The sequence below is a fragment of the uncultured Parasphingorhabdus sp. genome, from assembly GCF_963677535.2.
Lineage (GTDB): Bacteria > Pseudomonadota > Alphaproteobacteria > Sphingomonadales > Sphingomonadaceae > Parasphingorhabdus.
The window spans coordinates 1,141,668-1,155,232 of sequence record NZ_CAXXUT010000001.1 but is presented as its reverse complement, the minus strand read 5'-3'; the positions used below and the strand labels follow the sequence as shown (position 1 = coordinate 1,155,232).

General features: G+C 59.8%; 14 protein-coding genes. 9 read left to right on the top strand and 5 right to left on the bottom strand.

The window, feature by feature from the left end; genetic code table 11:
* Positions 1-9 precede the first annotated feature (9 nt).
* From ACHZCJ_RS05485 to ACHZCJ_RS05470, 4 genes are all read left to right on the top strand, one after another.
* Positions 10-1,404: a deoxyribodipyrimidine photo-lyase gene (locus ACHZCJ_RS05485; RefSeq protein ID WP_321324578.1), complete on the top strand. Its 1,395-nt coding sequence runs from the start codon at positions 10-12 to the stop codon at positions 1,402-1,404.
* Between the two features lie 159 nt (positions 1,405-1,563).
* On the top strand, positions 1,564-2,346 hold the full coding sequence (locus tag ACHZCJ_RS05480) for an SDR family oxidoreductase (protein ID WP_321324576.1): 783 nt from the start codon (positions 1,564-1,566) through the stop codon (positions 2,344-2,346).
* Between the two features lie 67 nt (positions 2,347-2,413).
* On the top strand, positions 2,414-3,682 hold the full coding sequence (locus ACHZCJ_RS05475; protein ID WP_321324574.1) for a cyclopropane-fatty-acyl-phospholipid synthase family protein: 1,269 nt from the start codon (positions 2,414-2,416) through the stop codon (positions 3,680-3,682).
* Positions 3,682-4,884, top strand: coding sequence for a serine hydrolase domain-containing protein (locus ACHZCJ_RS05470; protein ID WP_321324572.1), 1,203 nt, complete (start codon positions 3,682-3,684; stop codon positions 4,882-4,884). The genes ACHZCJ_RS05475 and ACHZCJ_RS05470 overlap by 1 nt, the downstream gene beginning before the upstream one ends.
* A gap of 10 nt (positions 4,885-4,894) precedes the next feature.
* On the opposite strand, the gene ACHZCJ_RS05465 is transcribed toward ACHZCJ_RS05470, so the two are convergent.
* Positions 4,895-5,596, bottom strand: a complete 702-nt coding sequence (locus ACHZCJ_RS05465; RefSeq protein ID WP_321324571.1) for an SDR family NAD(P)-dependent oxidoreductase — start codon at positions 5,594-5,596, stop codon at positions 4,895-4,897.
* 2 nt (positions 5,597-5,598) lie between these two features.
* Entirely contained in the window at positions 5,599-7,122 is a 1,524-nt protein-coding gene (gene purF / locus ACHZCJ_RS05460) for an amidophosphoribosyltransferase (protein ID WP_159641110.1), read from the bottom strand.
* Positions 7,123-7,308: 186 nt separating this feature from the next.
* On the opposite strand from purF, the gene hisI reads away from it, so the two are divergent.
* From hisI to ACHZCJ_RS05440, 4 genes are read left to right on the top strand one after another with little or no spacing between them, the layout of a single operon-like run.
* Positions 7,309-7,671 (top strand): phosphoribosyl-AMP cyclohydrolase, encoded by a 363-nt coding sequence (gene hisI / locus ACHZCJ_RS05455; RefSeq protein WP_394700061.1) that lies wholly within the window; start codon positions 7,309-7,311, stop codon positions 7,669-7,671.
* The gene (locus ACHZCJ_RS05450; RefSeq protein ID WP_321324566.1) at positions 7,668-8,192 is read left to right on the top strand and encodes a hypothetical protein; all 525 of its coding nucleotides are present in this window, start codon (positions 7,668-7,670) and stop codon (positions 8,190-8,192) included. The genes hisI and ACHZCJ_RS05450 overlap by 4 nt, the downstream gene beginning before the upstream one ends.
* Before the next feature lie 37 nt (positions 8,193-8,229).
* Complete coding sequence (locus tag ACHZCJ_RS05445) at positions 8,230-8,667, top strand: MerR family DNA-binding transcriptional regulator (RefSeq protein ID WP_159641119.1); 438 nt, start codon at positions 8,230-8,232, stop codon at positions 8,665-8,667.
* A gap of 54 nt (positions 8,668-8,721) precedes the next feature.
* A complete protein-coding gene (locus ACHZCJ_RS05440; protein ID WP_321324564.1) occupies positions 8,722-10,524 on the top strand; it encodes an acyl-CoA dehydrogenase C-terminal domain-containing protein in 1,803 nt (600 codons plus the stop codon).
* Positions 10,525-10,533: 9 nt separating this feature from the next.
* Here ACHZCJ_RS05440 and ACHZCJ_RS05435 read toward each other — a convergent pair whose 3' ends face one another.
* Entirely contained in the window at positions 10,534-11,322 is a 789-nt protein-coding gene (locus tag ACHZCJ_RS05435) for an aspartyl/asparaginyl beta-hydroxylase domain-containing protein (protein ID WP_321324562.1), read from the bottom strand.
* 273 nt (positions 11,323-11,595) lie between these two features.
* On the opposite strand from ACHZCJ_RS05435, the gene ACHZCJ_RS05430 reads away from it, so the two are divergent.
* Positions 11,596-11,868 carry a hypothetical protein gene (locus ACHZCJ_RS05430; RefSeq protein ID WP_159641128.1) on the top strand — a complete coding sequence of 91 codons (273 nt, stop codon included), beginning with the start codon at positions 11,596-11,598 and terminating at the stop codon, positions 11,866-11,868.
* Positions 11,869-11,904: 36 nt separating this feature from the next.
* Here the strand turns inward: ACHZCJ_RS05430 and ACHZCJ_RS05425 are convergent, their stop codons facing one another.
* Positions 11,905-12,642 carry a dienelactone hydrolase family protein gene (locus ACHZCJ_RS05425; RefSeq protein WP_321324559.1) on the bottom strand — a complete coding sequence of 246 codons (738 nt, stop codon included), beginning with the start codon at positions 12,640-12,642 and terminating at the stop codon, positions 11,905-11,907.
* Positions 12,639-13,559 (bottom strand): cysteine synthase A, encoded by a 921-nt coding sequence (cysK, locus tag ACHZCJ_RS05420; RefSeq protein ID WP_321324557.1) that lies wholly within the window; start codon positions 13,557-13,559, stop codon positions 12,639-12,641. Before cysK ends, ACHZCJ_RS05425 begins: the two co-directional genes overlap by 4 nt.
* Positions 13,560-13,565 lie beyond the last annotated feature (6 nt).

The window sequence follows — 13,565 nt, the reverse complement described above, 5'->3', positions numbered from 1 at the left end:
GGGTGGGGCATGACAAAACCCAAAATCATCTGGTTCCGCCGGGACCTTCGCCTTTCCGATCAGGCCGCCGTGGCCGCTGTAGCTGCATCAAACGGCCCCATCATTCCGGTCTATATTCTCGACGACGAAACGCCGAAACACCGTATCATGGGCGGAGCTTCGCGCTGGTGGCTGCACCGGTCACTGGAAGAGTTGGAAGCATGTTTGCGAGATAGGGGGTCGCGGCTGATCCTCCGGAAAGGGCCGGCTTCGGAGCATTTGGCCGAAATTGTCAAATCGACCGGAGCGGATGAAGTGCATGCGCTGCATCATTACGAACCTTGGTGGCGCAATGCCGAGCGAATGTTGGAAAAGTCACTCGGCGATCAGGCGCGGTTGATCCTGCATGACGGCAACTATCTGCTACCGCCGGGGACGGTGACGACCGGATCGGGCACGCCCTATAAAATCTATACGCCGTTCTGGAAGGCGCTGCGCCAGCATATGCCGCCGGGAGAGCCGGCTGCAGCGCCGGATAGTCTCGTTACCCCGGACAGTTGGCCGGATAGCGATGCGCTGGATGACTGGGACCTGCTACCGACCAAGCCGGACTGGGCGGCAGCTTTTGGTAACCACTGGCAGCCGGGGAGCGCTGGCGCGGAGGACAATCTCGAGGAGTTTGCCGACAAGGCAGCAGAATATGACGAGGGTCGCAATCTGCCTTCGGAAGAACTGGTCTCCCGCCTGTCGCCGCATCTGCATTTTGGCGAGATCAGCCCGGCGACCGTCTGGAACCGGCTGGCGGGGCAGGGGAGCAAGGTCGAGACCTATCTCAAGGAGCTGGTCTGGCGCGACTATGCGCAAAATGTCATCGACCAGTTCCCGCAATATGGTGGCGAAAGCTATCGCGAGAAAATGCGCGCCTTGCCGTGGCGGGACATGAGTGACGATAAGGTGAAAGCCGACTTCAGGGCCTGGTGCGAGGGCAGAACCGGCTATCCTATTGTCGATGCCGGGATGCGCGAACTCTGGGCCACCGGCTGGATGCACAATAGGGTCCGGATGATCGCCGCGAGCTTTCTGATCAAGCATCTGCTGATCGACTGGCGCGAGGGCGAGCAATGGTTCTGGGACACTTTGGTCGACGCCGATTACGCGTCCAACAGCGTCAACTGGCAATGGGTGTCGGGCACCGGCGTCGACAGCAATATGTTCGTCCGGATCATGGCGCCGCTGACCCAATCGGAAAAATTCGATGCCGGCGGCTATATCCGCCAATGGGTCCCGGAACTGGCGGATACTGACGATCCCTATATTCACGATCCGGAGGATCATGGCTGCAAGCCGAAAGATTATCCGGCCAAGATCATCGGGCACAAGGAAGCGCGCGAACGGGCGCTGGAGGCTTATGCCAAGGTGAAATAATCCCGGGGATTGAAATGCGCGCGGCAAGCCGATATCATTGGCGCGCAAATCAAAGGATATCAGGTCGATGAACAAGTAGGTCGCCGTCAGGCATTATCAAAATACAAGCTCTCCAGTCCGCCGGGCTGGTCATTTTGACACCTATATTCAGGACCTCTTATGCACAGACTATCAGGAAAATTTTGTATCATTACCGGTGCCGCCCGCGGCATCGGCAAGGCTATTGCCAAGGCTTTCGTTGAAGAGGGAGCGGCGGTTCTGCTCACCGACTGCGATGCCGGGCCCTTGCAGGCGACCGGCGAGGAACTGGGCTGCGACACATTTTTGCTGGACGTGGAGCAGGAAGCGGACTGGGACCGGCTCGCCAGCTTGCATCCTGCCGCCGATGTCGTCGTCAACAACGCCGGGATCACCGGCTTCGAAAAGGGCATCGGGCCGCATGATCCGGAAAATGCCTCGCTCGAGGACTGGCGCGCGGTGCACCGGGTCAATCTCGACGGAACCTTCCTCGGTTGCCGCTACGCGATCCGGGCGATGAAAGGCAAGGGCGCGGGATCGATCATCAATATCTCGTCGCGCTCCGGGCTGGTCGGGATTCCGGGGGCAGCCGCTTATGCTTCGTCCAAAGCCGCGATCCGCAACCACAGCAAATCGGTCGCGCTTTACTGCGCGCAGCAGGGCTGGCAGATCCGCTGCAACTCGATCCACCCCGCAGCGATCATGACACCGATGTGGGAGCCGATGCTGGGCGAGGGCGAGGCGCGGGAGCAGTCCGAAAAGGCGCTGGTCCGCGATACGCCGCTGCAGCGGTTCGGCAAGGACAGCGAAGTGGCCGCGATAGCGGTGCTGCTGGCATCGGACGAAGCGACCTATATCACCGGATCGGAACTGAATATTGATGGCGGCATATTGGCGGGTTCGGCTGCCGCGCCGGGAAGCTGATTGATCGCGGGCAATGGGGACTAGTTCTACGTTGCCAAGCGCTTAGCGCTGGTCCATATTTGCGCGCATGAACGTCGAAACCCCCAAACGCGGCCAGCATCTGCTGGATAGGCGTAAAAGATTTGCCACTGGCGGGGGCTTTTTCGCGCGCCTGTTCGCGCCCGGCTTTCACCATATTCTCGACCGCATCGATGCCGGGCTGGATCATGGCACGTTCGAGGGCAAGCTGCCCGACGGGACGACGCGGATATTGGGCGGGCGCGGCGAAGGACCGATGGCGGAGGTCGAGCTGCGCAGCTGGAACGCGCTGCTGCGGCTGATCAACAGCGGCTCGGTCGGCTGGTACCGGGCGTGGGAACTGGGCGAGTGGGACAGTCCCGATCTGGTGCCGGTCTTTGACCTGTTCACCCGCAACCGCGACGGGCTGAAGAGCACCGGGCGGGCCTCCGGCCTGTTCAACTGGGTGGTCCGGCGGCGACACTCAAAACGGGGCAATGACAAACGCCGGGCGCGGCAGAATATCCAATATCATTATGATCTGGGCAATGATTTCTACCGGCTCTGGCTCGATGAGAACATGATCTATTCCAGCGCGATTTTTCGCAACGAGAAGGAGTCTCTGGAGCAGGCGCAGCGCAACAAGATCGCCGCGATTGCCGAAAGACTGTCGACCAGGGCCGGTGACAGCGTTCTCGAAATCGGTTGCGGCTGGGGCGCGCTATCGGGCAGTCTGGCGCGCGATCACGGGCTGGACGTGACCGGCATTTCGCTATCCGACGAACAGACCGCCTGGGCGCGGGAGCATCATCCCGAGGCGGGCTATCTGATACAGGATTATCGCGACGTCGACGGCCAATATGATGCCATTGCCAGCGTCGAGATGGTGGAAGCGGTCGGCCAGCAATATTGGCCTGATTTTCTCGACTGCATCGCCCGCAACCTGAAACCCGGCGGGCGAGCGGCGCTGCAATATATCGCGATCGCCGACGATATTTTCGAACAATATGCGAGCAGCGCAGACTTCATCCAGACCTATATTTTCCCCGGCGGCATGCTGTTGTCGGAGAGCCGGTTCCGGGCGCTGGCCGTGGAACGCGGCCTGCAATGGGCCGACCAGAAGAATTTCGGTCTCGACTATGCGCGCACGCTGAAAATCTGGCGCGAGCGGTTTGACGACGCGGTCGAGAGCGGTGATCTGCCGGCCGGATTTGACGAGAAATTCGTCCGGCTGTGGCGTTTCTATCTGACCTATTGCGAAGGCGGATTTCGCGGCGGCGGCATCGATGTCGGTCAGGTCACGCTGATAAAGAATAATGAAAATGGGAGAGCGGAATAATGCGATTCATCGGAAAGCTGGCGATGCTGGGCGTCGCCTGTATCAGTCTGACAGCCTGCGAGCAGGTGCAGAAAGTTGCAGCCGATGCCGCCGGTCTGCCGACGGACAAGAATATTCTGTTCTGGACCGATGCGCAGCGGGACAAGGCGTTCCGGATGATGCACAATCTGGTGCCGTCCAACACGATCGCCGCCGGTGATGACACAAGGGTGCTGGAGCAGGGCGCCGCGTTACCTGACAGTTTCGAGGTCTCCGGAGCGCCGCTGACGATCGACGATTATATGAAGCAGCAGCGGCTCGCCGGCATGGTGATCCTGCAGGATGGCAAGATCCGCAAAGAAGAATATCGCCGCGATTTTGAACAGGACGAACGCTGGACTTCTTTCTCTGTGGCCAAATCGCTGGTCTCGACGCTGGTCGGTGCGGCGATCAAGGACGGTTTTATCAAGTCGATCGACGATCCGCTGACCGCTTATATCCCGGAACTGAAGGGCAGCGGCTATGACGGGGTAACGGTGTTGCAGCTGCTGACCATGACATCGGGCGTGAAGTGGAACGAGGATTATGCCGACCCGAAATCCGATGTGGCGCTGTTCAACAATACCAAGCCGGTCGACGGGATGGATCCGATCATCGTCTATATGAAGACGCTGGAGAATGAAGCGACGCCGGGCGCCCGCTGGCAATATAATACCGGTGAAACCAATTTGATCGGCGTGCTGGTGGCCAAGGCAACAGGTAAGACTTTGTCTGAATATCTGTCCGAAAAGGTCTGGAAACCTTATGGAATGGGGCAGGATGCCGAATGGCTGCTCAATGAGGGCGGCAAGGAAATCGGCGGCTGCTGCATCTCCGCGACGGTGCGGGATTATGCCCTGTTCGGCCAGTTTGCGATGGAAGGCGGAAAGATCGGCGAGACCGCCGTCGTGCCCGAAGGCTGGTTCGAAAAGGCCGGCACGAAACAGGCGGACATCGGCGTCCCGGGGCGCGGCTATGGCTATCAGTGGTGGACGTTTGACGACGGCAGTTTTGCCGGTCAGGGAATTTTTGGCCAGGGGATCTTCATCGATCCGGCGCAGAAGCTGGTCATCGCGACCAACGGCAACTGGCCGAGCGCGTCACCCGAAGAACAGAAGAACCAGCGGATCGCCTTTTTCGAAGCGGTGAAAAAATACGTGGCGGCCGAGCCGCCGCAGAGCTGATCTGAACCCGTCAGCTGACCTGAAAATGCTCGCCGGTTTCGAAATCGCTGGCGAGTATTTCCACCAGCCGGTCGGCGACGACCGAGGGGAGTTTGACACTGGCCGGATCCTCGCCAGGATAGGCGCTGGCCCGCATTGCGGTGCGGGTCCGGCCGGGATCGACAATCGCCGTGCGAATCTTGCCCAAATTGCGCATTTCTTCGCCATAGCTGGTCAAAAGTGTCTCGAAAGCGGCTTTTGATGCACCATAAGCGCCCCAAAATGCCCGCGGCTTGCGGCCGACGCTGCTGGTCATGCCGACAACCCGGGCATCGTTACTCTTGCGCAACATCGGATCGAATCCGGCGATCAGCGCCTGCTGCGCGATCAGGTTGAGCGTCAGGACTTTGTTGAATTCCTCGCCGTCGATCGCCGGCACCGGGGTCAGCGTTCCCAGAATGGCGGCGTTGAGGACGAGAATGTCGAGCCCATCCCAGCGGCCGGCAATGGCGGTTGCGAGACGCCCGATACTATCGCCATCGGTCAGGTCGAGCGGCGCGATGGTGGCGCTGCCGCCGGCATTGTGAATCTGCTCCTCGATCTTTTCCAGTCCATCGGCGCTGCGCGCGGTGATCACGACATGGGCGCCTTCGCGCGCCAGTGCCAGCGCCGTTGCCGCACCGATACCGCGGCTTGCACCCGTAACGAGCGCCAGTTGCCCTTCAAATTTCATGGTCAGTTCGCTGATTGCTTGAGGCGGGGCAGATCGCCGGACGGTTCATGGTCGCGCGCCGTGCCGGTGGAGTCGGACCGTTCGTTGAGCATGGTCAGCTGATCCGGTTCTTCCTCTCCGTCGCGGTCGGTGAGGACAGTCGGATAGGCACCGGTGAAACAGGCATCGCAATATTGAGGCTGCAGATCGTGGCGCGTGTCTTCGCCGGCAGCGCGGTAAAGACCGTCAATGGACACGAAGGCCAGGCTGTCGGCCTGGATGAACTCGCGCATTTCCTCGATCGATTTGCGGGCCGCAAGCAGTTTTTCCCGCTTGGGCGTATTCACGCCGTAAAAGCAGCTGTGCATGGTCGGCGGACTGGCGATCCGCATATGGACTTCCGAAGCGCCGGCTTCGCGCATCATCTGCACGATTTTCAGGCTGGTGGTTCCGCGCACGATCGAGTCATCGACCAGCACGATTCTCTTGCCGTTGACCAGCGGCCGATTGGCGTTGTGCTTGAGCTTGACGCCGAGATGACGGACGCCGTCGCCGGGCTGGATAAATGTGCGACCGACATAGTGCGACCGGATGATCCCCAGTTCGAACGGTATGCCCGATTCCTCGGAAAAGCCCAGCGCTGCCGGGGTGCCGCTATCGGGCACCGGGATGACATAATCGGCGGTGACCGGGCTTTCGATGGCGAGCTGTGCGCCGATACCCTTGCGCACGCTGTAAACCGAGCTGCCGTCGACGATCGAATCGGGACGGGAAAAATAAACATGTTCAAAAATGCAGGGGCGGGCCGGTACATTGCTGAACGGGCGATGGGAGCGCAATTCGCCGTTGGTGATGACGATCAACTCGCCAGGTTCCACACTGCGGACATATTCCGCACCGACCAGATCAAGCGCTACGGTTTCCGAAGCAAAGACATAGGCCTCGCCAATCCGGCCCATCACCAGCGGACGGATGCCCAGCGGATCGCGGCAGGCAATCATGCCCTCTGCGGTCATGCAGATCAGCGAATAGGCGCCCTCGACCTGCTTCAGGGCGTCGATGAACTTGTCGAGCAGGGTGCGATATTTCGATGTCGCGACGAGATGGATGATTACTTCGGTATCGCTGGTCGACTGGAATATCGAACCGTGGCGGACCAGCTCGTCCCGCAAGGCGAGCGCGTTGGAAATATTGCCATTGTGGGCGATCGCAAAACCGCCGGACGCGAGGTCGGCCTCGAGCGGCTGGACGTTGCGCAAAGTGCCGGCACCGGTGGTCGAATAGCGGACATGGCCGCAGGCCGAATCGCCCTGCAGACGGTTGATCACTTCTTCACTGTCGAAATTGCCGGCCACCGGACCTAGTGCGCGGTGGCTATAGAATTCCTTGCCATTGCGGCAGGTGATGCCGGCGGCTTCCTGACCGCGATGCTGCAGGGCGTGCAGACCGAGCGCGACCATGGCGGCGGCGTCGTCAATACCGGCGACGCCAAAAACGCCGCATTCTTCCCGCAGCTTGTCATCTTCAAACGGGTGGGTTGTCAGCATATCTCACCTGGCATGTAATGGGTCGGGCGCGCGATGCCTGCCATATAGGTTTGAAAGGTCGCTTTGTCTGCCCCCAATGTCATAAAATCATAATATTGCGCGATCGGGCGCGGGGAGGCCGTGGCAATTGCGCCTTTTACCGTTGCGCGCGACCGGATCGGCTCTTAATCCACCTCTATGAGCAATATCGAAAATGATCCGGAAACCGGAAGTCTGCTGCAACCGAAATATGATTCGAAAGGCCTGATCACCGCGGTTGTCACCGATGATTCGACTGGCGAGCTGCTGATGCTCGCCCATATGAATGCCGAGGCCCTGCAGCTGACCCGGGATAGCGGGATCGCGCATTTCTATTCCCGCAGTCGCCAGAGCCTCTGGAAGAAGGGCGAGACGTCCGGCAATATATTGACGGTGACAGAACTGCGCATCGATTGCGATCAGGATGCGCTTTGGATCAAGGCTGTGCCCGCAGGTCCGGCCTGTCACACAGGCCAGAGAAGCTGTTTTTACCGCAAGATTGTCGATGGCAAGCTGGAGCTTGTCGATTGATTCGCATCGCGGCCATGCTGGTTTCTCTTTTGCTGGCGGGTTGCGGGCAGCAGCAGCCGGAGGAAAAGAAAAACGTCGCGGAACTGCCACCGCTTGAGCAGGCCGCGATCGATGCCGGCGTTATTCCCGATGTCCGCAATGTCACGCTGTCCGGCGCTTTTGAACGGCGCAGCGATCTGGGGACGGACCGGTTTTGCGCGGTCGGCAATGACGAAAACGGCTATCAGATCGGCATGATCGCGGTGTTCGGGCCGGAGACCAAATGCGAAGGGCTGGGCGAGGCCGAGCGGGACGGGGAAACGGTCCGGATCACCCTGAATAGCGAGGAAAACTGCAGCTTTTCGGCGCGGTTTGACGGAGTCGAGCTGGAATTGCCGGGCAGTCTGCCGGAAGCCTGTGCAAGCTATTGCAGTCCCCGCGCCGGCTTTGAAGGCGTCAGCTTTTACATGATCGGCGAAGGCGATGCGGTTGCGCGGTCGACAAGCGGGCGCGACTTCGAGAATCTCTGCCCCGGCGGCTGACATTGACGTTTACGTTAGCGTAAGCTATACGGTGTCCATGTCGCAGCAACCAAACCATGCCGAAATTGACACGCCCGACCTGCAAAACCGGGAGACTTACACGATATCCGACCTGTCGGACGAATTTGGTGTAACCGCCCGTGCCTTGCGATTCTATGAGGATGAGGGACTTATTGCCCCGCACCGCAAGGGTCTGTCGCGCATCTACACCAAACGCGACCGCGCGCGCCTTGCCTGGATCATGCGGGCCAAGAATGTCGGGTTCAGCCTGACCGAAATCCGCGACATGATCGATCTTTACGATCTCGGCGACGGCCGGAAGACACAGATGCAGGTCACCGTCGCGAAATGTCAGGAAAAGGTCGATTCGCTGAAGAAACAGCGGGCCGACATCGACAGCTCGATAAAGGAACTGACCGGTTTCATCAAGACCGTGAAGGAAGTCATGGCGGATGCCGAAGCGCAGAATCAGTAGAAAATAGATGCCGGCAATATCCGGCCGTCCCATTTGAGTAGAAAGTAGAATATCATGCCCAGTTATACCGCGCCGGTTGGCGAAGTCCGCTTCATCCTGAACGAGGTGCTTGGCCTCGAAAATTACGCGAACCTTCCCGGCTTTGAAAATGCGACCCCCGAAATGGTCGAGGCTATCTTGACCGAGGCCGGGAAATTCTCGACCGAAGTGCTGCACCCGCTGAACCAGTCGGGTGACGAGGAAGGCTGCACCCGTCATGAAGACGGATCGGTCACGACGCCGAAAGGGTTCAAGGAAGCTTATCAGCAACTGACCGATGGCGGCTGGACGACCTTGTCTTCGCCGGAAGAATTCGGCGGCCAAGGCCTGCCCCGTGTGGTCGGCAATGCGGTCATGGAATTCATGGTCTCGGCCAACCAGGCGCTGGAAATGTACAGCGGCCTGACGCAGGGCGCGATTGCCTCGATCCTCACCGAGGGCAGCGAAGAGCAGAAGCAGACCTATGCGACCCAGATGATCTCCGGCAAATGGACCGGAACGATGAACCTGACCGAGGCGCATTGCGGCACCGATCTGGGCCTGATCCGGACCAAGGCCGAACCCATGCCGGGCGGCCATTATGCGATCACCGGCCAGAAGATTTTTATCTCTGCCGGCGAGCATGACATGGCGGAAAATATCATCCACCTCGTGCTGGCGAAGACCCCGGGCGCTCCCGACAGCTCGAAAGGCATCTCGCTGTTCATCGTACCGAAATTCCTCGTGAACGAAGACGGCTCGCTGGGCGAACGCAACGGCGTAAGCTGCGGCTCGATCGAGGAAAAAATGGGTATCCACGGCAATGCGACTTGTGTGATGAACTATGACGGCGCGACCGGCTATATGGTCGGCGAAGAGAATAAGGGCCTGCGCGCGATGTTCATCATGATGAACGCGGCGCGGCTGGGCGTTGGTCTGCAGGGTCTGGCGCAGGGCGAAATCGCCTATCAGAATGCTGTCATCTACGCCGGGGACCGCCGGCAGGGCCGGGCGCTGACCGGTGCCCAGGATCCGGAAGAAAAAGCCGACACGCTGTTCGTCCACCCGGACGTTCGCCGGATGCTGATGGACGGCAAGGCCTTTACCGAATCAATGCGGGCACTGGTTCTCTGGGGCGCGTTGCAGGTCGATCTGGCCGACAAGGCGGAGACCGAGGAAGAACGGCAGATGGCCGATGATCTGGTCAGCCTGCTGACCCCGGTCATCAAGGGCTATGGCACCGACAAGGGCTATCAGGTCGCCACCGATTCGCAGCAGGTCTATGGCGGTCACGGTTATATTCAGGAATGGGGCATGGAACAGTTCGTGCGCGATGCGCGGATCGCCATGATCTATGAAGGCACCAACGGTATCCAGGCGATGGATCTGGTCGGTCGCAAGCTCGGCCAGAACGGTGGCCGTGCGGTACAGGCCTTTTTCAAGGTGGTTGCCGAAGAAATTGCCGAAGCCAAGGGACACGAGAAACTGTCGGGATTTGCCGAAGCGCTGGAAAAGGCCAATGGCGAACTGCAGAAAGCCACCATGTGGTTCATGCAGCACGGCATGGCCAATCCGAACAATGCCGGCGCCGGTGCTTATCACTATATGCACATCATGGGCATTGTGTCGCTCGGGTTGATGTGGCTGCGGATGAGCAAGGCGGCGCAGGCGGCTCTCGACGCGGGCACCGACAATCCGAAATATTACGAGGCCAAGCTGGTGACGGCGCAATATTATGCCGAGCGATTCCTGCCGGATGCGGGCTCTCTGCGCCGCAAGATCGAAGGCGGTGCCGACTCGATCATGGCGCTCGACCCGGAAATGTTCGCGGTTGCCTGAGCGCCCTGATCAGGCGGCTTCATTCTGCTCCGCCTGCCGATAGGCTTCTTCCCACATACCAAGGTTTCGCCGGGCATCCTGTACGAAGGGTGACCGGCGAATGCCCCATAATGCCAGATCATTAGCCAGCCGCCCGAGCAGACGCATCGGGCGCTTCACCTGCAACAGCAGGATCACGCGGCGCTGATCGGTGGCATTATGGACCTGATGAAAATAGCTGTCGTCGAAGATCAGCCATTTTCCGGCCTGCCAGTGCAGATCAATATCTTCCAGCTGCATCGTGCATCGCTCTGCTCTGTCGGGGACGATCAGTCCGAGATGGCAGGTGACCAGGCCGCGCGTCACGCCGCGGTGCCGGGGGATTTTCGCGCCGGGCTCGAGAATCGAGAAAAAGGCCGAGTTGAGACCGGGGATCCGGCGCACCAGTTCCGCCGTTACCGGGGCGCGGGCACAATTTTCCGCCACTTCATAGCCATAGCCGATCAGAAAGAAGGAGCGCCAGTTGCCGTCGCCGGCGATGCGCGCATGGTCGGGTGAAATCTCCCTGAGCGGTGGCACGGCATCGCGGTGACGCAGGATTGCGGCGGCCTCATCCGCGATGGCCTGCCATTTGTCGGTCAACCCGCCGGTCCACGGAAAGGCGCTGTTCGGGAGGACAGGCTCGGTCGGGATTTTCGACTGGTCCGCCGATATCCGGTTCATCGTGCCGCGCAGCCGTTTTCCAACCCGAATGACAAGCGGGCGATCGGACTGCGTTTTGCTGGTGGTCGAGGGAGGGCGCTGGTCTTGACTGGACATGGCGAGCAATCTTTCAATTGAAAAATTCCGGACCCATATTTGGGGATTATAACGCAGAATGTGACGGCAATTCGACAAACTGTTGCCAAAATTCTGTCAAAGTCCGGATCGGCATTTGCCCCGCGCCAAGTCGTGTTTTTCTGTAGATAGATGGCTGAAATCAGCTATTTAGCGTCCATTTCGCTCATATGGTCGAAGGTTGCTGGACCGATCGGCAGAAATCCGTCAGCACATTTCGTGACAGGGGAATGATATGCATAAGGAGAATATGCAATGCATTCCAACAATAGCCAGAAGCGCCTACGCCGGTTGACCCCGTTTCTGATCGGCGCAGGATTGGGGTTGTCGGTTGCAGCCCATGCGGCCGAACCCGAAACCACGGACGAAGCGCCGCCGGAAATTCCGGCACCGACGATTGACACCGATGGTGATGGATCGATGGATGCCTGGGATCGCAACGGCGACCGGAAGCCCGATGCCTGGGACAGCGATGGTGACGGCCAGCCCGACCTGCTCGACAATGACGGCGACGGCGAACCGGACTAGACAAATATTCCGCAACGCGGTGAAACACCGGGCCTGTTAATGGTCCGGTGTTTTTCCATTCTCGAACAGTTCGTCGAACATGCTGAGCATGGCGGCCTTGCTTTGCCGGTCGGCCGAAGGATTGTAGCGGACCGCTTCAATCGATCGGCTATTGCTGCTGATGTCGGTGAAGCCGTGGAGCACGCCGGAATAGATGTGCACGTGGCAATCGGCTCCGGCTATGTCCATTTCTTCCAGAAATTCCCGCACCTGCTTTGGCGGAACAAGCGGGTCGGCCCGGCCATGGCAGACCAGAAGGCGCGCCTTGATCGTCCCGCGCTTGGCCGGCAGCGGCGTTGCCAGCAGTCCGTGAAAACTGACCACCAGCGCGATATCCTCGCCGCCGCGTGCCATTTCGAGGACGATTTCGCCGCCCATGCAATAGCCGATCGCGGCAATCCGGTTGTTCGCCAGCTTCGACCGCGTGCGCAATTCTGCCAGCGCGCAGCGGAAGCGGTCGCGATAATATTCGGCGTCGGCGCGCAGTTCGTCGGCCAGTTTGCGGGCTTCGCGCATGTCCTCGACATGGCCCTCGCCATAGAGGTCGCAGACCATCGCGCTATAACCCAGAGAGGCGAGCCAGCGGGCGCGATCATGCATCAGCTTGGTCGGTCCGGCAATGGTCGGAACGATCAATATGGCTGCGCGCGGATAGCGGCTGGGTTGCGCCATATAGCCGGCCAATTCCACATCACCATGCCGGTAGGTGAATTGCTGGACCTCGATCGAGCTCATTCTTCGGGCAAAAACTCTGGCACGGACAGATAGCGTTCGCCGGTGTCATAGTTGAAACCGAGGACTTTCGCTCCATCGCCCAGTTCCGGCAGCTTCTGCGCGATCGCCGCCAGCGTTGCGCCGGAGGAAATGCCGACCAACATGCCTTCTTCCTTGGCCGCTCTCAGCGCCATGGCCTTGGCCTTGGCCGGTTCGACCTGGATCGCACCGTCAATGCTCTGCGTGTGCAGATTGCCGGGGATGAAGCCGGCGCCAATGCCCTGAATCGGGTGCGGGCCGGGCTGGCCGCCGCTGATCACCGGGGATGAGGTCGGCTCGACCGCATAGACTTTCAGGCCGCTCCAATGTTCTTTCAGCACTTCCGCCACGCCGGTGATATGGCCGCCGGTGCCCACACCGGTGATGATCGCATCCAGCGGGTTGTCTTTGAAGTCGTTGAGAATTTCGATCGCTGTCGTGCGTTTGTGCACCTCGAAATTGGCCGGATTTTCAAATTGCTGCGGCATCCATGCGCCCGGCGTCTGGTCGACCAGCTCCTGGGCCCGTTCGATCGCGCCTTTCATGCCCTTTTCCTTCGGGCTGAGATCGAAGGTCGCGCCATAGGCCAGCATCAGCCGGCGGCGTTCGAGCGACATCGACTCGGGCATCACCAGCACCAGCGTATAGCCCTTGACCGCTGCGACCATCGCAAGGCCGACGCCGGTATTGCCCGATGTCGGTTCGATGATTGTACCGCCGGGCTTGAGCGCGCCGGATTTCTCCGCCGCCTCGATCATCGCCAGACCGATCCGGTCCTTGATCGATCCGCCAGGGTTGGAACGTTCGGACTTGATCCAGACATTGGCGTCGCCGAACAGCCGCTGCATCTTGATATGCGGTGTGTTTCCGATGGTTTCGAGAATATTATTGGCAATCATTATCCT